At 52.1% G+C, this 23,286-nt stretch carries 26 protein-coding genes, 2 tRNA genes and 2 other RNA genes; 14 read left to right on the forward strand and 16 right to left on the reverse strand.

All coding sequences use genetic code 11. The annotated features are described in order from the left end of the window. Positions 1–13: 13 nt before the first annotated feature. The 4 genes from L462_RS24160 to L462_RS19305 form a co-directional block, all read right to left on the reverse strand. A non-coding RNA gene (locus L462_RS24160) (RtT sRNA) lies at positions 14–151 on the reverse strand. 44 nt (positions 152–195) lie between these two features. Then, a tRNA-Ser gene (locus tag L462_RS19315) sits at positions 196–283 on the reverse strand. A gap of 147 nt (positions 284–430) precedes the next feature. Next, complete coding sequence (locus tag L462_RS19310; protein WP_032677857.1) at positions 431–1,108, reverse strand: isochorismatase family protein; 678 nt, start codon at positions 1,106–1,108, stop codon at positions 431–433. 20 nt (positions 1,109–1,128) lie between these two features. Further along, the gene (locus L462_RS19305) at positions 1,129–1,989 is read right to left on the reverse strand and encodes a pirin family protein (protein ID WP_020884706.1); all 861 of its coding nucleotides are present in this window, start codon (positions 1,987–1,989) and stop codon (positions 1,129–1,131) included. A gap of 109 nt (positions 1,990–2,098) precedes the next feature. On the opposite strand from L462_RS19305, the gene L462_RS19300 reads away from it, so the two are divergent. Beyond that, positions 2,099–3,004 (forward strand): LysR family transcriptional regulator, encoded by a 906-nt coding sequence (locus tag L462_RS19300; protein WP_025204476.1) that lies wholly within the window; start codon positions 2,099–2,101, stop codon positions 3,002–3,004. 120 nt (positions 3,005–3,124) lie between these two features. Here L462_RS19300 and L462_RS24165 read toward each other — a convergent pair. Together L462_RS24165 and L462_RS19295 are read right to left on the reverse strand one after the other, a co-directional pair. Further along, positions 3,125–3,262, reverse strand: a non-coding RNA gene (locus L462_RS24165) — RtT sRNA. A gap of 44 nt (positions 3,263–3,306) precedes the next feature. After that, positions 3,307–3,394 (reverse strand) — tRNA-Ser (locus tag L462_RS19295). Positions 3,395–3,626: 232 nt separating this feature from the next. Here L462_RS19295 and ghrA point away from each other — a divergent pair. The 4 genes from ghrA (at position 3,627) to L462_RS19275 (ending at position 6,541) form a co-directional block, all read left to right on the forward strand. Next, on the forward strand, positions 3,627–4,565 hold the full coding sequence (gene ghrA / locus L462_RS19290; protein WP_020884704.1) for a glyoxylate/hydroxypyruvate reductase GhrA: 939 nt from the start codon (positions 3,627–3,629) through the stop codon (positions 4,563–4,565). 84 nt (positions 4,566–4,649) lie between these two features. After that, entirely contained in the window at positions 4,650–5,387 is a 738-nt protein-coding gene (locus L462_RS19285; RefSeq protein WP_014169516.1) for a phosphatase, read from the forward strand. A 20-nt stretch (positions 5,388–5,407) separates the two neighbouring features. Next, positions 5,408–5,962 (forward strand): TorD/DmsD family molecular chaperone, encoded by a 555-nt coding sequence (locus L462_RS19280; RefSeq protein ID WP_032677859.1) that lies wholly within the window; start codon positions 5,408–5,410, stop codon positions 5,960–5,962. A gap of 96 nt (positions 5,963–6,058) precedes the next feature. Further along, positions 6,059–6,541, forward strand: coding sequence for a DUF1097 domain-containing protein (locus L462_RS19275; protein ID WP_074176885.1), 483 nt, complete (start codon positions 6,059–6,061; stop codon positions 6,539–6,541). 43 nt (positions 6,542–6,584) lie between these two features. Here L462_RS19275 and csgG read toward each other — a convergent pair whose 3' ends face one another. The 4 genes from csgG to csgD are packed head-to-tail and all read right to left on the reverse strand — an operon-like array spanning position 6,585 to position 8,926. Further along, positions 6,585–7,418 (reverse strand): curli production assembly/transport protein CsgG, encoded by an 834-nt coding sequence (gene csgG / locus L462_RS19270; protein WP_014169519.1) that lies wholly within the window; start codon positions 7,416–7,418, stop codon positions 6,585–6,587. A gap of 26 nt (positions 7,419–7,444) precedes the next feature. Continuing rightward, a complete protein-coding gene (gene csgF, locus L462_RS19265) occupies positions 7,445–7,858 on the reverse strand; it encodes a curli production assembly/transport protein CsgF (protein ID WP_020884701.1) in 414 nt (137 codons plus the stop codon). Positions 7,859–7,881: 23 nt separating this feature from the next. Next, complete coding sequence (gene csgE, locus L462_RS0123325; RefSeq protein WP_020884700.1) at positions 7,882–8,271, reverse strand: curli production assembly/transport protein CsgE; 390 nt, start codon at positions 8,269–8,271, stop codon at positions 7,882–7,884. A 4-nt stretch (positions 8,272–8,275) separates the two neighbouring features. Next, entirely contained in the window at positions 8,276–8,926 is a 651-nt protein-coding gene (gene csgD / locus L462_RS19260; RefSeq protein ID WP_020884699.1) for a biofilm master transcriptional regulator CsgD, read from the reverse strand. 767 nt (positions 8,927–9,693) lie between these two features. Between csgD and csgB the strand changes: the two genes are divergently transcribed. The 5 genes from csgB (at position 9,694) to ymdB (ending at position 12,167) form a co-directional block, all read left to right on the forward strand. After that, positions 9,694–10,149: a curli minor subunit CsgB gene (gene csgB / locus L462_RS19255; RefSeq protein ID WP_020884698.1), complete on the forward strand. Its 456-nt coding sequence runs from the start codon at positions 9,694–9,696 to the stop codon at positions 10,147–10,149. A gap of 41 nt (positions 10,150–10,190) precedes the next feature. Next, on the forward strand, positions 10,191–10,646 hold the full coding sequence (gene csgA / locus L462_RS19250; protein WP_014169524.1) for a curli major subunit CsgA: 456 nt from the start codon (positions 10,191–10,193) through the stop codon (positions 10,644–10,646). Positions 10,647–10,705: 59 nt separating this feature from the next. Beyond that, positions 10,706–11,038 carry a curli assembly chaperone CsgC gene (gene csgC / locus L462_RS19245; protein WP_032677861.1) on the forward strand — a complete coding sequence of 111 codons (333 nt, stop codon included), beginning with the start codon at positions 10,706–10,708 and terminating at the stop codon, positions 11,036–11,038. Between the two features lie 159 nt (positions 11,039–11,197). After that, a complete protein-coding gene (locus L462_RS19240) occupies positions 11,198–11,518 on the forward strand; it encodes a fimbrial protein (protein ID WP_014169526.1) in 321 nt (106 codons plus the stop codon). Positions 11,519–11,624: 106 nt separating this feature from the next. Then, positions 11,625–12,167, forward strand: a complete 543-nt coding sequence (gene ymdB / locus L462_RS19235) for an O-acetyl-ADP-ribose deacetylase (RefSeq protein WP_032677862.1) — start codon at positions 11,625–11,627, stop codon at positions 12,165–12,167. A 34-nt stretch (positions 12,168–12,201) separates the two neighbouring features. Here the strand turns inward: ymdB and mdoC are convergent, their stop codons facing one another. Further along, on the reverse strand, positions 12,202–13,341 hold the full coding sequence (gene mdoC, locus L462_RS19230) for a glucans biosynthesis protein MdoC (RefSeq protein ID WP_014169528.1): 1,140 nt from the start codon (positions 13,339–13,341) through the stop codon (positions 12,202–12,204). 255 nt (positions 13,342–13,596) lie between these two features. Between mdoC and mdoG the strand changes: the two genes are divergently transcribed. From mdoG to L462_RS19215, 3 genes are all read left to right on the forward strand, one after another. Beyond that, entirely contained in the window at positions 13,597–15,150 is a 1,554-nt protein-coding gene (mdoG, locus tag L462_RS19225; RefSeq protein WP_025204472.1) for a glucans biosynthesis protein MdoG, read from the forward strand. Next, complete coding sequence (gene mdoH / locus L462_RS19220) at positions 15,143–17,671, forward strand: glucans biosynthesis glucosyltransferase MdoH (RefSeq protein WP_020884696.1); 2,529 nt, start codon at positions 15,143–15,145, stop codon at positions 17,669–17,671. Before mdoG ends, mdoH begins: the two co-directional genes overlap by 8 nt. 80 nt (positions 17,672–17,751) lie before the next feature. Next, positions 17,752–17,979 (forward strand): YceK/YidQ family lipoprotein, encoded by a 228-nt coding sequence (locus tag L462_RS19215; protein WP_020884695.1) that lies wholly within the window; start codon positions 17,752–17,754, stop codon positions 17,977–17,979. A 6-nt stretch (positions 17,980–17,985) separates the two neighbouring features. Here the strand turns inward: L462_RS19215 and L462_RS19210 are convergent, their stop codons facing one another. The 3 genes from L462_RS19210 to L462_RS19200 all read right to left on the reverse strand — a co-directional run bounded on the left by L462_RS19210 (position 17,986) and on the right by L462_RS19200 (position 20,742). Then, a complete protein-coding gene (locus tag L462_RS19210; protein WP_020884694.1) occupies positions 17,986–18,360 on the reverse strand; it encodes a MysB family protein in 375 nt (124 codons plus the stop codon). Between the two features lie 84 nt (positions 18,361–18,444). Further along, positions 18,445–19,674 (reverse strand): multidrug efflux MFS transporter MdtG, encoded by a 1,230-nt coding sequence (mdtG, locus tag L462_RS19205; protein WP_032677863.1) that lies wholly within the window; start codon positions 19,672–19,674, stop codon positions 18,445–18,447. 141 nt (positions 19,675–19,815) lie between these two features. Further along, on the reverse strand, positions 19,816–20,742 hold the full coding sequence (locus tag L462_RS19200; protein ID WP_032677864.1) for a Kdo(2)-lipid IV(A) acyltransferase: 927 nt from the start codon (positions 20,740–20,742) through the stop codon (positions 19,816–19,818). Positions 20,743–20,964: 222 nt separating this feature from the next. Between L462_RS19200 and L462_RS19195 the strand changes: the two genes are divergently transcribed. Further along, on the forward strand, positions 20,965–22,014 hold the full coding sequence (locus L462_RS19195; RefSeq protein WP_032677865.1) for an oxygen-dependent tRNA uridine(34) hydroxylase TrhO: 1,050 nt from the start codon (positions 20,965–20,967) through the stop codon (positions 22,012–22,014). Positions 22,015–22,055: 41 nt separating this feature from the next. Here L462_RS19195 and L462_RS19190 read toward each other — a convergent pair whose 3' ends face one another. Then, positions 22,056–22,634 carry a YceI family protein gene (locus tag L462_RS19190; RefSeq protein ID WP_020884691.1) on the reverse strand — a complete coding sequence of 193 codons (579 nt, stop codon included), beginning with the start codon at positions 22,632–22,634 and terminating at the stop codon, positions 22,056–22,058. A 1-nt stretch (position 22,635) separates the two neighbouring features. After that, complete coding sequence (locus L462_RS19185; protein ID WP_025204469.1) at positions 22,636–23,202, reverse strand: cytochrome b; 567 nt, start codon at positions 23,200–23,202, stop codon at positions 22,636–22,638. Positions 23,203–23,286: the final 84 nt, after the last annotated feature.

Genomic DNA, 23,286 nt, shown 5'->3' on the forward strand with positions numbered 1-23,286 from the left:
CTTATCTTGAATATGGCGGTGAGGGGGGGATTGACTCGCTTCGCTCGCCCTGCGGGCAGCCTGTTCGCTGCGCGCTCAGTCTGTCCAACTGGCTGTCGCCAGTTGTCGAACCCCGGTCGGGGATTCTCATCCCCCCTGTCCGGGGAATATAAAAGAAAAAAGCCCGTACTTTCGTACGAGCTCTTATCTTGAATATGGCGGTGAGGGGGGGATTCGAACCCCCGATACGTTGCCGTATACACACTTTCCAGGCGTGCTCCTTCAGCCACTCGGACACCTCACCATATTGTTTTGCTGCCTGACCGCTTGGGGGGCAACGGGGCGCTACTATAGGGAGTTGCGCTAAAACGGTCAAGCAGATTTTCTGCTTTAGTGCTTGTTCGGTTAAGCAATAATCAGCTCCACGTCTTTTTGACCGTGGAGCCGGTGATTAACGCTGTGAATCGAGCACTTCGCTGTTTTTGACCACCTCTTGTGCTCTGGTATAGCTTTCGATCAGCAACTGATAGGCAGGGAAGATATGGGTATACACTTCAGCCCACTCGGCTGCATCTTCCCGGTTCCATGTCCGCTGGATCTCAGAGGCAACCGCCGCGGTATCCATTGGTACCACCCCGGCCTGGACCACGCGCGCCAGGGTGATCTCCTGAGCCATTTTGCTGTAGGTGCCGGAGGCATCAATAACCGCAAACACTTTATAACCCTCCGCGACTGCGCTAATAGAGGGAAACGCCATGCAGACGCTGGTGATGGTGCCGGCGATGATCAACGTTTTGCGCCCGGTGGCTTTCACCGCAGCCACAAACTCCGGGTTATCCCAGGCGTTGATCTCACCTTTACGTGGAACGTATTGCGCATGTGGCGCATTAGTGTGGATCTCCGGGATAAGGGGGCCATTCGGTCCCTGTGGAACAGAAGCGGTGGTGATCACCGGGATCTTCGCCAGGGTAGCGATTTTTGCCAGCGCCGCAGCACGTGCGCGCAACTCTGGCATTGGCATATCCCCCACGGTCTGGAAAAGTCCGCTCTGGTGATCGATAAGCAACATCACCGCATCGTTTACATCAATAACCGGGCGTGAGCCGTTAAAATTTGCAGGTGCAGACATCTTCTTCTCCTTTATTACCATCAGATCTGGCCGAAGCGGCCGGAGTTGAAATCACGAATGGCTTCCGCGATTTCGGTTTTACTGTTCATCACAAACGGCCCATAGCCCACGATGGGTTCATTCAGCGGCTCGCCGGCCATCAGCAGGACTTTGGCATCGAGGCTCGCTTCCAGATGGAGTGTGTCGCCTTGCTGGCTTAATACAACCAGCTGTGCCTCGCCTGCCTGGGCTGTTCCGTTCACTGTAATGGTGCCTTCCATCACAACCAGCGCCGTGCTCCAGCCCTCCGGCTGACTGAGCGTGAGATGGCTACCCTGATTGAGCGCGATGTCCCAGACGTTTAGCGGCGAAAAGGTGTGCGCGGGGCCAGCAACATCCTCGTAGCGACCTGCGATAACCCGCAGCGAGCCGCTGTTATCCGGCAGCGTGACCACAGGGATATCCGCCTTAGTGATGCTCTGGTAGCCCGGCGTCGCCATTTTGTCTTTGGCAGGCAGGTTGACCCACAGCTGCATCATTTTCAGTTCACCGCCTTTCTGCGCGAACGCGCTGGAGTGGAACTCCTCGTGCAAAATGCCAGCGCCCGCCGTCATCCATTGCACGTCCCCGGGGCCTATTACGCCGCCTCTGCCGGTGGAATCGCGATGTTCAACTTCGCCGGAATAGACGAGGGTGACCGTTTCGAAACCCCGGTGTGGATGCTCGCCGACGCCGCGCTTTGCCCCATCCGCCGGGAAGGTGTATGGCCCGGCATAGTCCAGCAGTAAAAACGGGCTGAGCGGCTCGCCGTGCGTCTGGTAAGAAAACATTGAACGTACCGGGAAACCATCACCAACCCAGTGTTGACGGGGAGCGGTATACACGCCTGTTACGTTTTTCATGATGAACTCCTGAAGCGTTGTTGATGTAATTAGCTTATATTCAGCGTTAATATCCCGGTAGATAGTGAAAATGGCATTCACTGTTCTGAAAATAGAACGATGAGGATTTATGCAGGATCTCAATGACTTCGTCTGGTTTGTGAAGGTGGTCGACTACGGTGGTTTTGCTGCCGCGGGGCGTGCGCTCGATTTGCCGAAGTCCCGGCTAAGTCGCCGGATAGCTCAGCTGGAAGAGCGGCTTGGCGTGCGGTTAATACATCGCACAACGCGGCAGTTTACGGTGACAGAAGTAGGCCAGACCTTCTATCAGCACTGTAAAGCGATGATGGTGGAAGCAGAAGCTGCTGAGGAGGCGGTGGCCGCGTTACAGGCTGAGCCGCGCGGTATTGTCAGGATCACCTGCCCGATAACATTGTTGCATGTCCATGTTGGCCCGATGCTGGCGAGATTTATGGCGCGCTATCCAGGGATCGCGCTGCAGCTTGAGGCAACCAACCGGCGGGTAGACCTGGTGGGGGAGGGGATTGATGTCGCGATCCGTGTGCGCCCGCGTCCGTTCGATGACAGCGATCTGGTGTTAAGGGTACTGGCTGACCGGGGACATTGTCTGGTCGCCGCACCGGCGTTGATTCAGCGGATGGGTAAACCGTTGGTGCCCTCTGAACTCAGTGCCTGGCCCGGATTAAGCACGAACGAGGGTAAACACATCCATAAATGGGAACTGAGCGGACCCGAAGGGGCGAAGGCGGAAATCCATTATCATCCTCGCCTGATCACTACCGATATGCTGGCGTTGCGTGAAGCGGCTATAGCGGGTATCGGCGTGGTGCAGTTGCCCATATTGATGGTGAAAGATCAGCTTGCGTCAGGGGACCTCATTCGCGTACTTGATGCCTGGGAGCCACGACGTGAGGTGATTCATGCTGTGTATCCTTCAAGACGCGGGTTACTCCCGTCTGTCAGGGCACTGGTGGATTTTCTTACCGAAGAGTATGCGCGAATGGTGGAAGATTAATCTTTCCCTCTCCCCTGGAGCGTGGGTGAGGATCTTACACCACACAAGGCCTCATGCTGCATGGGCGGGGAATATAAAAGAAAAAAGCCCGTACTTTCGTTCGAGCTCTCATCTTAAATATGTCGGTGAGGGGGGGATTGACTCGCTTCGCTCGCCCTGCGGGCAGCCTGTTCGCTGCGCGCTCAGTCTGTCCAACTGGCTGTCGCCCGTTGTCGAACCCCGGTCGGGGATTCTCATCCCCCCTTTCCGGGGAATATAAAAGAAAAAAGCCCGTACTTTCGTACGAGCTCTCATCTTGAATATGGCGGTGAGGGGGGGATTCGAACCCCCGATACGTTGCCGTATACACACTTTCCAGGCGTGCTCCTTCAGCCACTCGGACACCTCACCATATTGTCATCCCGTTGTTGCCGGGACGGGCGCTAATGTAAGGAAAAGCCGAACTGGCGTCAACTCACTTTTTCAGTAAATCAGTGCATTTAGACAAACTTCAGTCAATATGGCTTTTAAATGTGCTGAAAGCGCCTTTTTTATCAACAACGCGGTGGCGGGAAAAATTTGTTATGCTGGCAATCCAGTTGAAAATGAACACAAAACAGCGCAATAAAAGGCAGGAATGACTATGGATATAATCTTCTATCACCCCACTTTTGATACTGCTTACTGGATTAAGGCACTTTCGGCGGCATTGCCCGGGGCGCGCGTGCGTGAGTGGAAACGTGGTGATAACGAACATGCTGACTACGCGCTGGTCTGGCATCCGCCGGTAGAAATGCTCCAGGGCCGTAAACTGAAGGCCGTTTTTGCACTGGGCGCTGGCGTGGATTCGATTCTGAGCAAACTGAAAGCACACCCTGAAATGCTGCCGGAAGAGATCCCTCTTTTCCGTCTGGAAGATACCGGCATGGGCCAGCAAATGCAGGAGTATGCCGTCAGCCAGGTGCTGCACTGGTTCCGCCGCTTCGACGACTATCAGGCACTAAAACAGCAATCCCACTGGGAACCGCTGCCGGATTATCAGCGAGAAGATTTTACCATTGGTATCCTCGGGGCTGGCGTGCTCGGCTCAAAAGTCGCTGAAGCACTTGCCCCGTGGGGCTTCCCACTGCGCTGCTGGAGCCGTAGCCGCAAGGATTATCCGGGCGTAGAAAGTTTTGCCGGCGCTGATGAGCTTCCTGCGTTCCTGAACGGTACACGCGTGCTCATCAACCTGCTGCCAAATACGGCCGAAACGGTGGGGATTATCAATGGTGCACTGCTTAATCAACTGGCTGACCAGAGTTACGTAATGAACCTGGCGCGCGGGGTACACCTTGTTGAGTCCGATCTGCTTCAGGCGCTGAACAGCGGAAAACTGAAAGGGGCGATGCTGGATGTGTACAGCCGCGAGCCGTTACCGGCCGAAAGCCCGCTGTGGGCACATCCGCGTGTGGCGATGACGCCGCACATTGCAGCGGTCACGCGTCCGGCGGAAGCTGTTGCCTATATTACCCACACCATCAGTGAGATGGAACAGGGCCATCCGGTAACCGGACAGGTCGACAGACAGCGCGGCTACTGAGTGAAACCCGGCGTTAGCCGGGTTTTTGCTAATATTCGCTGCAGATAACTGCTATCCTTTGGAAAAACCGCAGAGGAGAGAAAGATGTATCCCGTTGACCTGCATATGCACACCGTCGCCAGTACCCACGCGTATAGCAACCTCCATGATTATATCGCGCAAGCGAAACGCAAGGGCATTACGCTTTTTGCGATTACCGATCACGGCCCGGACATGGCAGATGCGCCGCACTACTGGCATTTTGTGAATATGCGGATCTGGCCACGTCTGGTGGACGGTATTGGGATACTGCGCGGCATCGAGGCAAACATTAAAAATACAGACGGTGAAATCGACTGTACCGGACCGATGCTGACCTCTCTGGATCTGATCCTTGCCGGTTTCCATGAGCCGGTTTTCGCGCCGCAGGATAAAGAGACGAACACCCGAGCGATGATTGCTGCTATAGCCAGCGGCAACGTGCACATTATTTCTCATCCGGGTAATCCTAAATACCCGATTGATATCGAGGCTGTTGCCCAGGCGGCAGCGAAACACCGCGTGGCGCTGGAGATCAATAACTCTTCTTTTGTTCACTCGCGTAAGGGCAGTGAAGCAAACTGTCGCGCCGTGGCAGCTGCAGTGCGGGATGCCGGTGGCATGGTGGCGCTGGGTTCCGATTCCCATACCGCGTTTACGCTGGGTGATTTTAGTGAATGCCTGAAAATACTGAATGACGTGGATTTCCCGGAAGACAGGATCCTTAACGTTACCCCACGCCGCATGCTTGATTTCCTCGAGTCACGCGGAATGGATCCGATTGATGAATTTGCCGATCTTTAATTGTGTAATGGAATAAAAAAATGAATGAGTTTTCCATCCTTTGCCGCGTGCTGGGTACGCTGTTCTATCGTCAGCCGCAAGACCCGCTGCTGGTTCCACTCTTTACCCTGATTCGTGAAGGGAAACTGGCGCAAAACTGGCCGCTGGAACAGGATGAGTTGCTGGAGCGTCTGCAAAAAAGTTGCGATATGCAGCAGATTTCAACGGATTACAACGCACTGTTTATTGGTGACGAATGCCGCGTTTCGCCGTACCGTTCAGCCTGGCAGGAAGGGGCGACGGAAGCGGAAGTGCGCGCGTTTCTCTCTGAACGCGGAATGCCGCTGACGGATATCCCTGCGGACCATATCGGAACGTTGCTGCTGGCTGCATCCTGGATTGAAGATCACGCCGCTGATGATGAGAACGAGGCTATCGAAACGCTCTTCGAAGCGTATCTGCTGCCGTGGTGCGGTACTTTCCTCGGCAAAGTTGAAGCACATGCGACCTCGCCGTTCTGGAGAACGCTGGCTCCGCTGACCCGCGACGCCATTGCGGCAATGTGGGATGAGCTGGAAGAAGAGGATGAAGAGTGATTTAGATCACATAAATTCTGCAACCATACATTTCATCTTGCACGGAATGTGCATCTGATCTCATTTCCATGGCGCGCTTCTGCTAAGATGCGCGCCATGAACATATTACTTTGTATCGCATTCACGACAGGCATTCTCTCCGGACTATGGGGATGGGTGGCGGTCTCTCTCGGGTTGCTCAGCTGGGCCGGGTTTCTGGGCTGTACGGCCTACTTTGCCTGCCCGCAGGGCGGCGTAAAAGGGCTTTTTATCTCTGGCTGTACCCTGATGAGCGGTGTTATCTGGGCACTCGTGATTATGAAGGGCAGCGCGCTGGCCCCGCATCTGGAGATCCTGGGCTATATCATGACCGGCGTAGTCGCGTTTTTGATGTGTATCCAGGCAAAGCATATGCTGCTGTCGTTTGTACCCGGTACCTTTATGGGCGCATGCGCGACGTTTGCAGGGCAGGGGGACTGGGCACTGGTGCTTCCCTCGCTAATGCTGGGGTTGGTGTTTGGCTATGCCATGAAGAACAGCGGCCTCTGGCTGGCCGCCAGACGGGATAAAGCGCAAAACATCACTGCGGTAAGCGAATAAAAAAAGGCGAGATGATGATCTCGCCTTTTTTATGCGCTTCCTGTCAGGATTCCGGAGGCACCGACATATCGCGGTATTTAACCAGTATCGGGTTTTGCGCCTCTGCTTTGTTCTGCAGGTCCCACAATCCACGATCGATACCATCATTAATCAGGAAGATTACTCCGGTTTCTATGGCTGACATCAGACACATCATGACCGGTTCGTTAGAGGTATACCCGATTTCACCCTCCAGCAAACGCTGGTAATCGATGAAGCGGAAAACCCCGGCCTGCACTTCATAAGAAAGAATGGTTTTGCTGGTCGTTACCGAAGAGAGCACTTCGCCCGTGCTGACGTTGACGACACGCAGGTTTACGGCGATTTGGTCGAGCTGATATTGCGTATCAGCACCGATACCAAAGTAACGCGCGCCCACACCACCCGATTTAACGTTGCTTTCATAACCAATAATCGATCCCTCGATCATGACGTTCGCCGCGGCCAGTGATTCCAGCGGCATGCGGTTATTATTCGCGACGGTGCCATTTTCCTGCGCAGCGCGAATAATTTTCCGTTCATTTAACAGGTTCTGCAGACCCTGACGTTCCAGAGGAATAAACCAGTGCGAATCCTTCAGGGCGGTCACCAGCATGGCGGTGGCGCTCTGTGGCACTGCCGTAGAGAAGTTACTTGCCGGATAAGGTTTAAATTGTCCCGTTTCATCCTGAATGTTGTAAACCGAGACAAATATTTTACCGGTCGGCGCAGGTAAATGTGTTAAATCACGATAGCTTTGAGCCCGAGGCATTAATGTTGGTTTTGCAGCTTCTTTAGGTGGAGCAGTTAAACAACCGCTCAATAAGCACACTGCAACAAATATCAGGAAGCGCTGCATGATCGTTGTCCTTATTTCGTTGTTGTTTAAAAGTTCGTTGAATCACTTTGTAGACCGGAAACCTGAATGGTGGAGGTTTTCCCGGTTTTTCGATCGGTAACGTTCAACTGGAGTTGTCCGTCCTTGTTGGCGATGTCGACAATGAAGTCGTTGGTCACCATTCGGCCGGGTTTGCCGGTATTAATGTTGGTCAGCAACCCTCCCAAAATCTGCGACTGGATAGCCTGCGTGAAGTTGTCCAGTGCCGATGGGGTATCGACGCTAAAATCCTTAAAGCTGGGATCCTTATAGGAGTTTTGCGCCTGGGCTTCGTTCAACAGAAACGCCCCATTATTGGGATTACCGCCAAAGTTAGGGTTACGGAACTGGAACGTCATATTTCCGGCCCAGCTTATAGGGGTTATTAGCATTATCGAAACAACTGCATATGCAATACGCATGACAGCCTCCGGATATAGGTTCGCTAGAATTCGTCTTTTGCTAAATCGCTGGTGCTTAATAGCGCTTTATCAATTTGCAGGCGATTAATAGCATCTTCTGATTGAGCCAGTGCTAAGGCTACGTTTTTATCGAAGTCTATTTTCGTGGGGAATAAAAATGTTTGATAAATAACGTCCTGATTAGCCGTTATTGTTATCCAACTTCCCCATCGTGCACTGGGCCGTTCGTTGATTGTTATATTTCCAGTAAATGTACTGTCCCATTTGTCACTGAATGCACGATAAAAATTGTGCCCGACCGAGGAGACAGTGTGGTCTGTTAACAATCCAGGAACTTCGACCTCGACGGCCCGTACGTTCCCGGCAGCGAGCATAAAACTCGCTGCGGCGATCCAACTCAATGTGCGTTTCATTTGATTAACGCCTGAGGTTATCGTTTGCCCATGAAACAGCCTGAGTTCGGTTCTTAACAGCTATCTTCTTGAAAAGATTATAAAGGTGCGTCTTTACCGTATTTTCGCTGATAAATAACGAACGGGCGATTTCAATATTTGAAGCACCAATGCGCAATTTGTTCAGGATCTCTTTCTCACGGTGCGTTAGCAGCGCTGACTCTGAACTGTTATAGCGGTAATTTCCGGAGTGCGTGATGAGGTAGCTGGCAAGTTTTTGCGAAAAATAACACTCGCCGCGCAATATACCTTGCAGACCTTCGACCAGCCGATCTTCTTCTTCCGTGATATAGAACACACCATTGATATGCGGCCAGCTTTCAATATCTCTGAAGGGATACTCATCAGGGGTATTCAATAATAACACGCGGATATTATTGTTTTTCCTGCTTAAATTATCTTGCCAGTAATGGATAAGCTTTTTATCCGCTTCCATCATATCAATCAGAATGATACTGCCAGGTGCAATATCATCAAAAGAACGTTGAATATTATGTAATTTCCCGTGCAGAGACAGCGATTGCTTTAAGTGTTGTAATAAAGCGGTCGCTTGCAACGAAGGTTTTGTGATCAACAGTAACGTATGACCATGTAAACTTTGGACTTCATTATACATGATGAAACCCCACTTTTTTATGACACCTGACAGCGGTCCTCCAGATAAAAAAGAGGACCCCAGAAGTACTGACAGATGTTGCACTGCTGTGTGAAGAAAAAAAACCATAACCTCCAGCAGGAGGTAAATATAAAACAAATTTCGTACATCTGATTTCAATCTAGCTATTACTAACTTTAAAGCAAGTGTTAAACGTGTAACAGGATGTAAAAATCAATATTAATTTGTGAAAATGGACTCTTTTAAATGTTGTGGAATGATAAGAAAGTTGTACATGTAAATAACCCTGCACAGATTTTAAAAATCATACAAATATTTATAATTGTTTGATTTTTATGAATATTAGTTATTTATTTCTGCCCGTAAAGAGGTATGAGTCACAGAGATTTTCTAAGTCCTGGAATGAACTGTGCTGCGTCTTAAGAAAACAGGTCTCGTGTCACGTGTTGTGTAAAATGTCCTCCTGGCGTTTCGTTTAGCGTCCGTTGCATGGGGGCTTTACCCCTCTCGTCCCGCCGCACAATCGATTATTAAGAAAAGCTTAATAGAAAAATAAGAACCCCGGTCTATAACGTTTTTTTGCATGGAATTACTACTTTGAGGTGACGTCATAAATAAAAATAAGCCACGTGGGTGAGATATTTAAAATGTTTCGGCAGACATACTCATCACCGTAACGACTCGTTAACAAATTACGAGTCGTTCTAACACGAAGTCACAGTAACAAGGTTATGGCGTTATCAAATAGCCAGGTCCAGGGTGACAACATGAAAAATACATCGTTATTTATGATGTTTACATTACTGGGTGCGCCTGGATTTGTAATCGCGGCTGATTCAGATTTGGCTAACGCTGAATATAACTTCACGGTTAATGAATTAAGTCGTTCATCATTAAATCAGGCAGCCATTATTGGTCAGCAGGGCATGTTAAATGATGCTCAGGTTCGCCAGGACGGGTCAAAATTATTGTCCATTGTTTCTCAGGATGGAGCAGGCAACAGAGCGAGAGTTGATCAATCAGGGACTTATAATATTGCCTGGATCGATCAGAGCGGTAGCGCGAATGATGCAGGTATTACGCAAGATGGATATGGTAATAGTGCGAAAATTATCCAAAAAGGGTCGGGTAATAGAGCAAATATTACGCAGTACGGTACGCAGAAAACCGCAGTTGTAGTGCAGAGACAGTCGCAAATGGCGATTCGCGTTATTCAGCGTTAGTTATTTAGCGGCGACTTTAATCAATCCGATGGGGGTTTACCATGAAATTTATCAAAGTGGCAGCAATTGCAGCAATCGTAGTTTCTGGTAGTGCTATGGCCGGTAGTATTAATCAAGGCGGTTGGGGTAACGGGCATGGCCACGGTGGTCATGACAGTGGTCCAAATTCAACGCTGAGCATTTACCAGTACGGTGGCGGTAACTCGGCTCTCGCTTTGCAAACCAGTGCGAGAAATTCCACACTGACCATTAATCAGAGTGGCGGCGGTAACGGTGCTGACGTTGGTCAGGGCTCTGATGACAGCTCAATTAGTCTGACTCAGAATGGTTTCGGTAACAGCGCAACGCTTGACCAGTGGAATGGTAACCACTCGGTGATGAACGTTAGCCAGTACGGTGGTGGCAACGGTGCTGCTGTTGATCAAACCGCATCCGGATCCACTGTGACTGTTCAGCAGGTTGGTTTTGGCAACCACGCGACTGCACATCAGTATTAATTTCCAGTCTGAGCTACAAAAAACAGGGCATTTGCCCTGTTTTTTTTCGGGAGTTCATCATGAATACCTTAATTCTCCTCGCGGCGCTTTCCAGTCAGATCACGTTTAAAACATCGCAACAGGGAAATATGACCACCATTATTCCGCAGGTTATTCTGACGGAACCGTGTGAATGTCAGGTGCAGATTGTCTCTTTGCGACAGGGGCAGGGGGGGCAAAGTTCTTCACGGCAACAAAACACACTTTCTATTCCCGCTAATCAGACGATTGATTTAATGCGGCTGAGTTTAAATATAGATTCCGGAGACAAGGTGAACATTACTGTCACTGTCTCTGACGGGAAATCGCTTCATTTATCACAGCAATGGTCCCCGGCGGGAAGTGCGCTCTAATGATTATGAAATCAAGACGTTGTGGATATGGCGGGCGTGCGCGGTTGAGCTATGCTGTTATCAGGAACTGTGCAGTGCTGTTCCATAACGTGATGCTTTGTTTGCCCTAACGGAGCGCGTTTACCCCTCAAGGACGACTTTCATTGAGGAGTACATATAGTGACCAAATATTTAGCCCGACGGGTTTATGGTTTAGGTTTGATCCTCTCTGCATTTATTACTCCCGCTTTTTCAGCCACGATTGTCGACGGTGGTGTGATTCATTTTCGCGGCGCTATTGTCGCAGACCCCTGCGTGGTCACACCGCATCATGACGCGTTTGCAATGACATGCCCGGATAATAATCGGATGCAAACGCGCAGGGTCAGCTATGAAGATGTACTTAACGGTCAGGTCAACGATTCCAGCCTCGCAACTCTCAGCATGAAGTACCTTAATCCCGAAAAAACGCTCGCGGTTGTTCAAATTCAGTATCGTTAATTCTTGCTCTTCCGCTCCCCGGCGGAAGAGGTTTTTCCCCGATAGTTTTTTATCCATACCTCCTCTGCGATACACTTAAGAAAAAGGCGGGTAGCAGAGGGTACGTATGAAACCGCAAATTGAAGTCATTCATGGCGATATTACGACGATGCACGTCGACGTGATCGTTAATGCGGCCAATCCATCACTGATGGGCGGGGGCGGTGTTGACGGCGCAATCCACCGGGCTGCAGGACCGCAGCTCCTTGAGGCCTGTAAAGCTGTGCGTCAGCAGCAGGGTGAATGTCCTCCGGGTCATGCGGTGATTACCCTCGCGGGAGATCTTCCTGCCAAAGCGGTGATTCACGCTGTGGGGCCTCTATGGCATGGCGGCGATCGGCATGAGGCGAGTATTCTGGAGGAGGCGTACCGCAACTGCCTGCGCCTGGCAGCGGATAACGGCTATAAGACGATGGCTTTTCCGGCTATCAGCACTGGGGTATATGGATATCCAAAACCTGCCGCTGCCACGATCGCGGTAGAGACCGTTTACCGATACCTCTCCCTCAAGCCGATGCCTGAGAAGGTGATTTTTGTCTGTTTCGACGAAGAAACCACACACCTTTATCAGCGGCTTCTCACGCAGCGTGGACAGGACGTAGAGAGCTAAAACAAACGCGGCGCACTGAGTGCGCCGCGTTTGTTTATGAGGCTTTAGCCTGTGGTTTTCCTGAAAAGAGGAAACGCAGGAGCGGGATCCGCAGATGGATTTCATAAAGCACGATGGCAATCCCAATCACAAAGACCAGTCCGGTAAAGAAACCCAGCGTGTTGGACGCAATATGTGGCGTGATATAAGCGCCGAAGAACAGCGTCAGCGGGTGGTGCACCAGGTAAATAAACAGTGAAGCATTGACGAAGTAGGTCACGCGGCTGGACTTAAAGTTCAGCAAGCGGTGTCCCAGCGCGAAGACCACATTCACCATCCACAGACCCAGCAGCATGGTGATCACGCTTTCTGTTTCATACATCCAGCCATCGCCGCTGCCATAGCGCTGATTTAACAGATAGGCCGCAAACGCGATAGCGGCACCCAGGGCGCACCATGGCGACGGGGTGGTAAACAGCGATTTAAGTTTGGGATGAATAAATGCCAGCGCACCGGCTAAAAAGAAGGGGATGTAAAACAGCGACTGCATCACGACGAAATTGAACAGCCCGTCACTCAGTATCGGCGGATACACGATAAATAGCGTGCGTCTCACGGCCGCATAGGCGATACCCAGCAGCAAAAAGAGCAGAGACAGTTTACCCAGCGTAATATTGGCGAAGAAGGTATCGGCCTGGGTACTCAGGCGATGGCGCAGGCGGCTGAAAATGACCAGACTGACCGTGGTGAGCACCACCAGGACCAGCAGGAACCACAGGTGAGACACCAGTTCCCAGACCAGGGTATTGTACTTTTCATACAGCGTCAGATTTGGCCAGTTCTCCGCTTTGCCTTTGACGTACTGCAACATAATAAACTGCGGCAACGTCAGCAGGGGAATGGCGGTCAACATCGGAATGCCCACACGCTCCACGCGCACTTTCCACCAGCGTTTTACCGGGTAGCGTAAGAACAGCATGTAGGAGAAATAGCCGGATATGACAAAAAACACCTGCATACGAAAGGCATGGATAAAGTCATTAAACAGCGTGAGCCACCAGGAAGGCATCTGGCTATTCACATGCCAGGTGTGGCTGGAGTAAATCAGTGAAATGTGAAAGGGGATCCCCAACAGCATCAGCCATGCCCGGATCGAGTCGAGGAAATATTCACGTTCTACAGGTGTTGAGCTCATATAACTTTGTGCATTCTCAGACTTTTCGCCTTATCCCTAAGACTCATAATGGTTACATTCGAAGCCAACCCTACACCAAGACCGACACCCTGTCTCCAGGATAAGCACGCAAAGTGAAAAGCGGGTTCTTTCATTTGCTTAATCCATGAGCCAGCGAGCTGAACAAAGCAGTGATAATGTTGTCGGATTGCCTGAGTTTCCATTAAAATGGATCGGATCGATATAAGCACACAAAGGGGGAAGTGCTTACTTATTATGAAACATAAACCACAGATGATGAAAATGCGTTGGTTGGGTGCTGCAGTGGTGTTATCTCTGTATACCTCATCGGCACTGGCCTTTAACATCGACGATGTCGCAAAACAGGCAAAATCGATGGCAGGCAAGAGCTACGAAGCGCCAAAAAGTAACTTGCCCTCCGTTTTCCGCGACATGAAGTATGCGGACTATCAGCAGATCCAGTTCAACCATGACAAAGCGTACTGGAACAACATTAAAACCCCGTTCAAGCTTGAGTTTTATCATCAGGGAATGTACTTCGACACGCCTGTTGCCATTAATGAAGTGACGGCGACCGCGGTACGTAAAATCAAGTACAGCCCGGATTACTTCAATTTTGGCAATGTTCAGCACGATAAAGATACGGTTAAAGACCTGGGCTTCGCTGGCTTCAAGGTGCTTTACCCGATCAACAGCAAAGATAAAAACGACGAAATCGTCAGCATGCTCGGTGCCAGCTACTTCCGCGTGATCGGGGCAGGGCAGGTGTACGGGCTTTCTGCGCGTGGCCTCGCCATTGATACCGCGCTGCCATCAGGTGAAGAGTTCCCGCGTTTCCGCGAGTTCTGGATTGAACGTCCAAAACCAACCGACAAACGCTTGACTATTTATGCACTGCTGGATTCCCCGCGTGCGACCGGTGCTTATCGCTTTGTGATTATGCCTGGCCGTGACACGGTCGTTGACGTGCAGTCCAAAGTTTACCTGCGTGATAAAGTCGGCAAACTGGGCGTTGCACCGCTGACCAGTATGTTCCTGTTTGGGCCGAATCAGCCGTCACCGGCGACGAACTTCCGCCCGGAACTGCACGATTCCAACGGTCTTTCTATTCATGCAGGTAATGGTGAGTGGATCTGGCGTCCGCTGAATAACCCGAAACATCTGGCTGTTAGCAGTTTTGCGATGGAAAACCCGCAAGGTTTCGGCCTCCTGCAGCGTGGCCGTCAGTTCTCCCGATTTGAAGATCTGGATGACCGCTATGACCTGCGCCCAAGCGCCTGGGTCACGCCGAAAGGTGACTGGGGTAAAGGTAAGGTTGAGCTGGTTGAAATTCCAACCAATGACGAAACCAACGATAACATCGTTGCTTACTGGACGCCGGATCAGCTGCCGGAAGCCGGTAAAGAGATGAACTTCAAATACACCATTACCTTTAGCCGCGACGAAGACAAACTGCATGCGCCGGATAATGCGTACGTCATGCAGACTCGCCGTTCTACGGGTGATGTGAAGCAGTCTAACCTGATCCGTCAGCCTGATGGCACCGTGGCCTTTGTTGTGGACTTCGCGGGCCAGGATATGAAAAAACTGTCCCCGGATACTGCCGTTGCGGCTCAGGCCAGCATCGGTGATAACGGTGAAATCGTTGAGAACACCGTACGCTATAACCCGGTAACGAAAGGCTGGCGTCTGACGCTGCGCGTGAAAGTGAAAGATCCGAAACAGACCACTGAAATGCGTGCTGCGCTGGTCAGTAACGATCAGCCGCTGAGTGAAACCTGGAGCTATCAGCTACCTGCCAATGAATAATACATCTGAATATATTGATGCCATGCCGCTGACGGACATTGAAAAAGCGGCGCTGCCTAAAAGCGACATCCGCGCGGTGCATACCGCGCTGGATGGCGAACATCGTCCGTTTTCCCGTGACGATGATACGCCGCTGGGGTCAGTAAAGGCGCGTCTGGCGCAGGCATGGCCAGACTCGCTGGCAGAAGGGCAGTTGATTAAAGACGATGAAGGACGCGATCAGCTTCAGGCAATGCCGAAAGCCACGCGTTCCTCAATGTTCCCTGACCCGTGGCGCACCAACCCGGTTGGCCGCTTCTGGGATCGCCTGCGTGGGCGTGATGTTACGCCGCGCTATCTGTCGCGCCTGACGAAAGAAGAGCAGGCCTCCGAACAGAAATGGCGTACCGTGGGGACCATTCGTCGTTACATTCTGCTGTTACTGACGCTGGCGCAGACCGTGGTCGCTACCTGGTACATGAAAACCATTCTGCCTTACCAGGGCTGGGCGCTTATCAACCCTGCAGACATGATGGGCCAGGATATCTGGGTCTCCTTCATGCAGCTGCTGCCGTATATCCTGCAGAGCGGCATTCTTCTGCTGTTTGCCGTTCTCTTCTGCTGGGTGTCAGCCGGTTTCTGGACCGCGCTGATGGGCTTCCTGCAGCTGCTGATGGGGCGGGACAAATACAGCATTTCAGCCTCAACGGTCGGGGATGAACCCCTTAATCCTGAGCACCGTACGGCGCTGATCATGCCTATCTGTAACGAAGACGTTGACCGCGTATTTGCGGGTCTGCGTGCGACCTGGGAGTCCGTAAAGGCAACCGGTAACGCGGCGCATTTTGACGTCTATATCCTGAGTGACAGCTACAACCCGGACATCTGCGTTGCCGAGCAAAAAGCCTGGATGGAACTGATCGCGGAAGTGCAGGGTGAAGGCCAGATCTTCTACCGCCGTCGTCGTCGTCGCGTGAAGCGTAAAAGCGGAAACATCGATGACTTCTGCCGTCGCTGGGGGAATCAGTACAGCTACATGGTCGTGCTGGATGCTGACTCCGTAATGAGCGGCGACTGCCTGAGCGGTCTGGTGCGTCTGATGGAAGCCAACCCGAACGCGGGGATCATCCAGTCTTCGCCAAAAGCGTCCGGTATGGACACGCTTTATGCGCGCTGCCAGCAATTTGCAACCCGCGTCTACGGGCCGCTCTTTACCGCTGGTCTGCACTTCTGGCAACTGGGTGAGTCTCACTACTGGGGTCACAACGCCATTATCCGCGTGAAGCCGTTCATTGAGCACTGTGCGCTGGCTCCGCTGCCGGGTGAAGGTTCGTTTGCGGGGTCTATTCTGTCGCACGACTTCGTGGAAGCGGCGTTGATGCGTCGTGCTGGCTGGGGCGTCTGGATCGCCTACGACCTGCCGGGATCTTACGAAGAGCTGCCGCCGAACCTGCTGGATGAGCTCAAGCGTGACCGCCGCTGGTGTCACGGTAACCTGATGAACTTCCGCCTGTTCCTCGTAAAAGGGATGCACCCGGTTCACCGTGCTGTGTTCCTGACTGGCGTAATGTCTTATCTCTCCGCACCGCTGTGGTTTATGTTCCTTGCACTCTCTACTGCGCTACAGGTGGTGCATGCTCTGACGGAACCGCAATACTTCCTGCAACCGCGCCAGCTGTTCCCGGTGTGGCCGCAGTGGCGTCCGGAGCTGGCGATTGCGCTGTTTGCCTCCACCATGGTGCTGCTGTTCCTGCCTAAGCTGCTCAGTATCATTCTGATCTGGTGCAAAGGCTCGAAAGAGTACGGTGGTTTCTGCCGCGTGACGCTCTCGCTTCTGCTGGAAGTGCTGTTCTCCGTGCTGCTGGCGCCGGTGCGTATGCTGTTCCATACCGTGTTTGTGGTCAGCGCGTTCCTCGGCTGGGAAGTGGTCTGGAATTCACCGCAGCGTGATGATGACTCCACGCCGTGGGGGGAAGCCTTCATGCGTCATGGCTCGCAGCTGCTGCTGGGTCTGGTATGGGCGGCAGGTATGGCCTGGCTGGATCTGCGCTTCCTGTTCTGGCTGGCACCGATTGTCTTCTCGCTGATCCTGTCACCGTTTGTGTCAGTGATTTCGAGCCGCTCAACGGTGGGGCTGCGTACCAAACGCTGGAAACTGTTCCTGATCCCGGAAGAGTATTCGCCGCCACAGGTGCTGGTGGATACCGACACGTATCTGGAGCAGAACCGCAAACGCTCGCTGGAAGATGGTTTTATGCACGCGGTGTTTAACCCGTCATTTAACGCTCTGGCGACGGCCATGGCGACAGCGCGTCACCGTGCAAGCCAGGTACTGGAGATTGCCCGCGATCGTCACGTTGAGCAGGCGCTGAACGATACGCCGGAAAAACTCAACCGCGACCGTCGTCTGGTGCTGTTGAGCGATCCGGTTACAATGGCACGCCTTCACTACCGTGTGTGGTCTGCGCCGGAAAAATACTCTTCGTGGGTCAGCCACTATAAAGAGATTAAAATTAATCCACTCGCGCTGAAGGCGAAGTAAGCCTTCTGTGCCCGGCGGCGTTACGCTACCCGGCAAATAAAATACCGGCTGAAAAGCCGGTATTTTTTTAGAGGTCATTGATGAAAATAATCCTCGCCGTGATGATGGCGTGTTTACTCAGCGGCTGTGGCAGCATCATCAGCCGCACCATTCCAGGGCAAGGCCACGGTAATCAGTACTACCCCGGGGTAAAATGGGATGTACGTGACTCAGCGTGGCGCTATCTCACCGTGCTCGATTTACCGTTTTCACTGGTATTCGATACGCTATTGTTGCCGATCGACGCTCAGCACGGCCCTTATGAATAGGGGAAATTAACGCTCATCCCACTCATCGGCTGCGGTCTGTCCTTCTTCCGTATCCAGCGGTGGCTCGAGCTGAAATTCGCCCTCATCCCACTCGTGCAGGGTGTTTTCTTCAAGCCATTCCTGCCGTAGTTCGATTTCGTCATAGTCGCCATCAAAGACGGCCTGCGCACCTTCTCCGCTCAGGACCGGCAAACATTCTCCTTCCTCGCCATCATCAGCAAAGAATTCGGCCTGCCACATAATATCCCCGTCCTGCAGAACGTATTTCTGGATATTAAGTTGTTGCACGTCAGCATTTTCTTCCTCAACGCCGGGATTATCGGCGAGGAACTCTTCACGAGCGGCATCAATAGCTTCTTCCAGTGTGGCGTACATGGTCATTGGTGTCTCCCTGTTTTCCTGAAGGTTTCAGGGAAAGAATAGCTGAATATCGGGTTCTGCAAGTATGAATGCAAAAATAAGCTGTCACGCGTTCGTCTTATTAACGACCGGTCGTAAAGCCCTCGATAAACTGAACCACGAATAAACCGCATTAAACAACACCACGCCCGCGGTGACGATAAACACGGCGCGGAAACCAAAACTGGCGGAAATCCCAGCTCCGACAAGCGGTCCGGTGACGTTGCCGATATCGCGAAATGACTGGTTATAGCTAAAAATGCGGCCGGCTATCTGGTTCGTTGAGTTGTACACCAGCAGGGTCTGAACCGCAGGCAGTAACGCGCCGTCTGCCGCTCCCAGTAAGAAACGCAGCAGGCCAAGCTGCCACGGTGCTTGTACCATCGACATCGGAATGAGGAGCAGAACGGAAATCACCAGGGCGCATATCAGGATTTTTTCCGGGCCCACGCGGTCCCCCAGTTTTCCCAGCCTCGGGGCGCTGAGCAACGCTGCCACGCCGGGCACCGACGCGATAAGCCCGCTAATAAACGCAATATTACTGACGTCACCGGCCAGATCGCGAACGTAGAGCGTCAGAATAGGGGCAATCGACCCGGTTGCTACCTGAATAATCAGGGTCGTGACGAACAGGCTTAGCACCAGCCTGGGATTTTTAAGCGAGGTCAGCACATCCCGTGCGTGGAGCATCTCTTTTCGGGGGACCGGGGTGAAACGTTCACGGATACAGAGCAGCGTGACGATAAAGCAGAGAAATAGGACGCTGGCAGTAATGAAAAAGACCGGACGCAGGCCGTAGTTATCCGCCAGCAGTCCGCCTGCCAGCGGTCCCAGCAATGCGCCGCTCACGCCACCGGTGGAGAGCGTTCCGAGCGCCCAGCCGCTTTTGTGTCGCGGAATTTGGGTGGCGATGAGCGCATTTGCGTTAGGAATAAAGCCCCCCAGCAGGCCCAGTAACGCGCGCAAAATCAGAAATTGCCAGACGTTCTGCGCAAGGCCCATCAGCGCCATGATGATGGCCATCCCCAGTGCCGAACGCAGCAGCATGATCTTTCGTCCTTTGCGATCGGCAAGGCCACCCCAGAAGGGCGAAGCAATCGCGGAAAAGAGAAAGGTGATACTGAAGACCAGGCCAGACCACATATTGAGCGCACTGTGACCGGTGACGCCAAGTTGTTCAACGTAAAGCGGCAGGAAGGGCATCACCAGGCTAAACGCCGCACCGGTGAGAAAACAGCCAAGCCACGCAACCGTGAGGTTACGCTTCCAGTTTATGGGGGCATCTGAGGGTGACATAACAATCCGCATAATGAGGTGCAAAGCACCATAGGCCTGAAGTAATAAGCCTGCTAAGTATGCGCCTGGGTTATGATCGCTGCAATGCGGAGGCGCTTTTAAAGCTAAATGAGCGTGCGGCCCTGATGGCCGCACGGAAAATTAATAGCGCGACGGCATACCCTCTGGCCGCGTTTTGAAGCGACGATGGAGCCACATATACTGCTCCGGCGCAAGCATGATGCATTTCTCAACCACTCTGTTCATCCAGCGAGCGGTCGTTTCCGCATCGTCCAGCGGCGGCGCGAGTTCCGGCTCGAGCATCATTAACTCGTAGCCTGAGCCATCCGGCTTGCGACGCGGGACAAACGGGACGATCGCGGCTTTGGACATTTTCGCCAGCATCCAGGTACCGGTGGTTGTGGCCGCCTCTTCAACGGCGAAGAACGGGACAAATACGCTGGATTGCGGGCCATAATCGTGGTCAGGGGCATACCAGATCACTTCACCTGATTTCAGCGCGCGGATCATCCCCTTCAGGTCTTTACGGTCGATCATACTTTTGTTGGAGCGCATACGGCCGTTGGTCTGGATTAAATCGATCACCGGGTTATCGTTAGGGCGATAAACACCAATACCGGGTGCCTGCATGCCAAACATACGCGCACCGATCTCCAGCGTCAGAAAATGCACGCCAATCAGCAGTACGCCTGTCTTATTGGCCTGAAGCGTATGCACAGGCTCCATACCTGTCCCGGTGACTTCACTCCAGCGGGCCATCCGTTTGTCTGGCCAGAACCACGCCATACCGGTTTCCATCAGCCCCATGCCAACGGATTCGAAATTCCTGGTAACCATCTCATGACGTTCCGCCTCGCTCATCTGCGGGAAGCACAGCTCAAGGTTGCGGTAGGCAATCCTGGCGCGGCGTTTCATGAATTTTTGACCAATACGACCCACACATTTGCCCACACGGAAAATCACAGGGTAAGGGAGTTGGACCATCAGCCATAAAAAACCAATGCCAAGCCAGGTCAACCAATAGCGGGGATGCAAAAGGGTGACAGTAAATTTCGGTAACTGGGTCATGTCTTTCCTGTGTTCTAACGTCCTGTTTAGCTATTGTCTCATTTTTTGAGGCGTAGCCAAAATGTCTGTCTTCGAAACGTGTACGAATGCAGCAATTGTTAAGTCTGACTAACTAGGGTGTGTGAAATGTAGCGTAAATTGTGTGGATGTAAATTGTCATTGTTTGCTATATGATGCCGACCGATTTTTCATTCTCTCTAACGATTGCAGGACTTGTACACCATGCCAGTGTTACACAACCGCGTTTCGAATGAGATGTTAAAGGCGCGTATGTTGGCTGAAACCGAACCGCGCACGACAATCTCATTCTACAAATACTTTACCATCAACGATCCACAAGCGACCCGCGATGCGCTTTATCAGGCCTTCACGACGCTGAATGTTTTCGGGCGCGTCTATCTTGCCCGTGAAGGCATCAATGCCCAGATCAGCGTACCGGAAAGCAAAGTAAACGCCTTCCGCGACCTGCTTTACGGGTTCGATCCGGCTCTCAACGGTGTACGCCTGAACATTGCCCTGGATGATGACGGTAAATCATTCTGGGTACTGCGCATGAAAGTGCGTGAACGCATTGTCGCGGACGGTATTGACGATCCGGCGTTTAACGCCGCTGATGTCGGAGAATACCTGAAAGCGGCGGAAGTGAATGCGATGCTGGACGATCCGGATGCGGTGTTCATCGATATGCGTAACCACTATGAGTATGAAGTGGGGCATTTCGAAAACGCGATGGAAATTCCGGCTGATACCTTCCGCGAGCAACTGCCAAAAGCGGTTGAGATGATGCAGGAACATAAAGATAAAAAGATCGTGATGTACTGCACCGGTGGGATCCGCTGTGAGAAGGCCAGCGCCTGGATGAAGCACAACGGGTTTAATAAGGTCTGGCACATTGAAGGCGGCATTATTGAGTACGCCCGCCGTGCCCGTGAGCAGGGTTTACCGGTGCGTTTTATCGGTAAGAACTTTGTCTTTGACGAACGAATGGGCGAGCGTATTTCAGAGGATGTGATTGCCCACTGTCACCAGTGCGGTACGCCGTGTGATACCCATACCAACTGCAAAAATGACGGATGTCATTTGCTGTTTATTCAGTGTCCGACCTGTGCCGAGAAATTTAACGGATGCTGCAGCGAACTGTGCAGTGAAGAGAGTATGCTGCCGGAAGAGGAGCAGCGCCGTCGTCGTGCAGGACGGGAAAACGGTAACAAGATTTTTAATAAATCCCGTGGCCGTCTGAACACCAAACTGGGTATTCCCGACCCTGAATAAGGCTGATGCCCGGCAGTGTGAAAGCCTGCCGGGCGTCGTTATTATGACTTCTGCTGAACGCCTTCAACGGAAATAATGAGTTCGACATCCTGAGACGCCGGGCCCAAATCGGTAGTAATATTAAAGTCTTTCAGGTGAATTTTACCTGCGGCTTCAAATCCGGCACGTTTACCCCCCCACGGATCGTCACCTTGGCCCATTAATTTTGCATTCAGCGTAACCGGTTTTGTCACGCCGTTGAGCGTCAGGTTGCCGGTAATATCCAGCTTATCGCCATCTTTTTTCACTTCCGTGGAGGTGAAGGTGGCCTGTGGGAATTTAGACACGTTCAGGAATTCCGCACTGCGCAAATGTTTATCGCGTTCTGCATGATTGGTGTCGACGCTGTTGGTATTAATGGTCACGTTGACTTTATCGGCGGCAGGATTTTTTTCGTCAAAGCTGAATGTGCCGTCAAAATCATTAAAGGTGCCATACAGCCAGCTATACCCGAGATGCTGAATACGGAAATTGACGAAAGCATGTTGGCCCTCTTTATCAATTTTATAGTCAGCAGCAACGGCTGAGCCGGTGGTAAATAACAGAGAACCCAGTGCGATACCCAGCAGGTGTTTTTTCATTTTAAGCTCCAGAGTCAACTGACGAGCGGCCAAGCATGCGCTTTAGCGTATCGTCTTTATCGATGAAATGATGTTTAAGGGCGGCAAGCCCGTGCAGCACGGACAGGATAACCACGCTCCATGCCAGCCAGAGGTGAATCACCCCGGCAATATCGGCCTGTGATCCCGCATCGGCAAGCGTTGCCGGGACATCAAAAATGCCAAAAACGCTTATTGGCTTACCCTCTGCTGTCGAGATGAGATAGCCGCTGATCAGAAGCGCGAAGAGCAGCGCATAAAGCGTAATATGCGCGGCAACAGCGCTGATACGGGTAAATTTACTGTGGGTCTTTGGCGCGGCAGGCGGCGGTGAAATGTGTCGCCAGATCACGCGAATAACCAGCCCCATCATCAGCAGCACGCCGATGCTCTTATGCAGCTCCGGGGCCTGGTGATACCAGCCATCGTAATAGCTGAGCGTCACCATCCAGAGGCCAAGTCCGAACATGGCATAGACCGCAATAGCAAATATCCAGTGCAAGCTTATGGATATTATTCCATAGCGCCGGGAGGAGTTACGCAATTGCATCAGGATTACCATTATCAAATAAACAGAACAGTAAAAATGAACGGGAAGGAATGATATTGCAACTGAAATAAGTCGATATTGATT

Origin of the sequence: Enterobacter sp. BIDMC 26 (genome assembly GCF_000534435.1) — a bacterium.
GTDB lineage: Bacteria > Pseudomonadota > Gammaproteobacteria > Enterobacterales > Enterobacteriaceae > Enterobacter > Enterobacter ludwigii.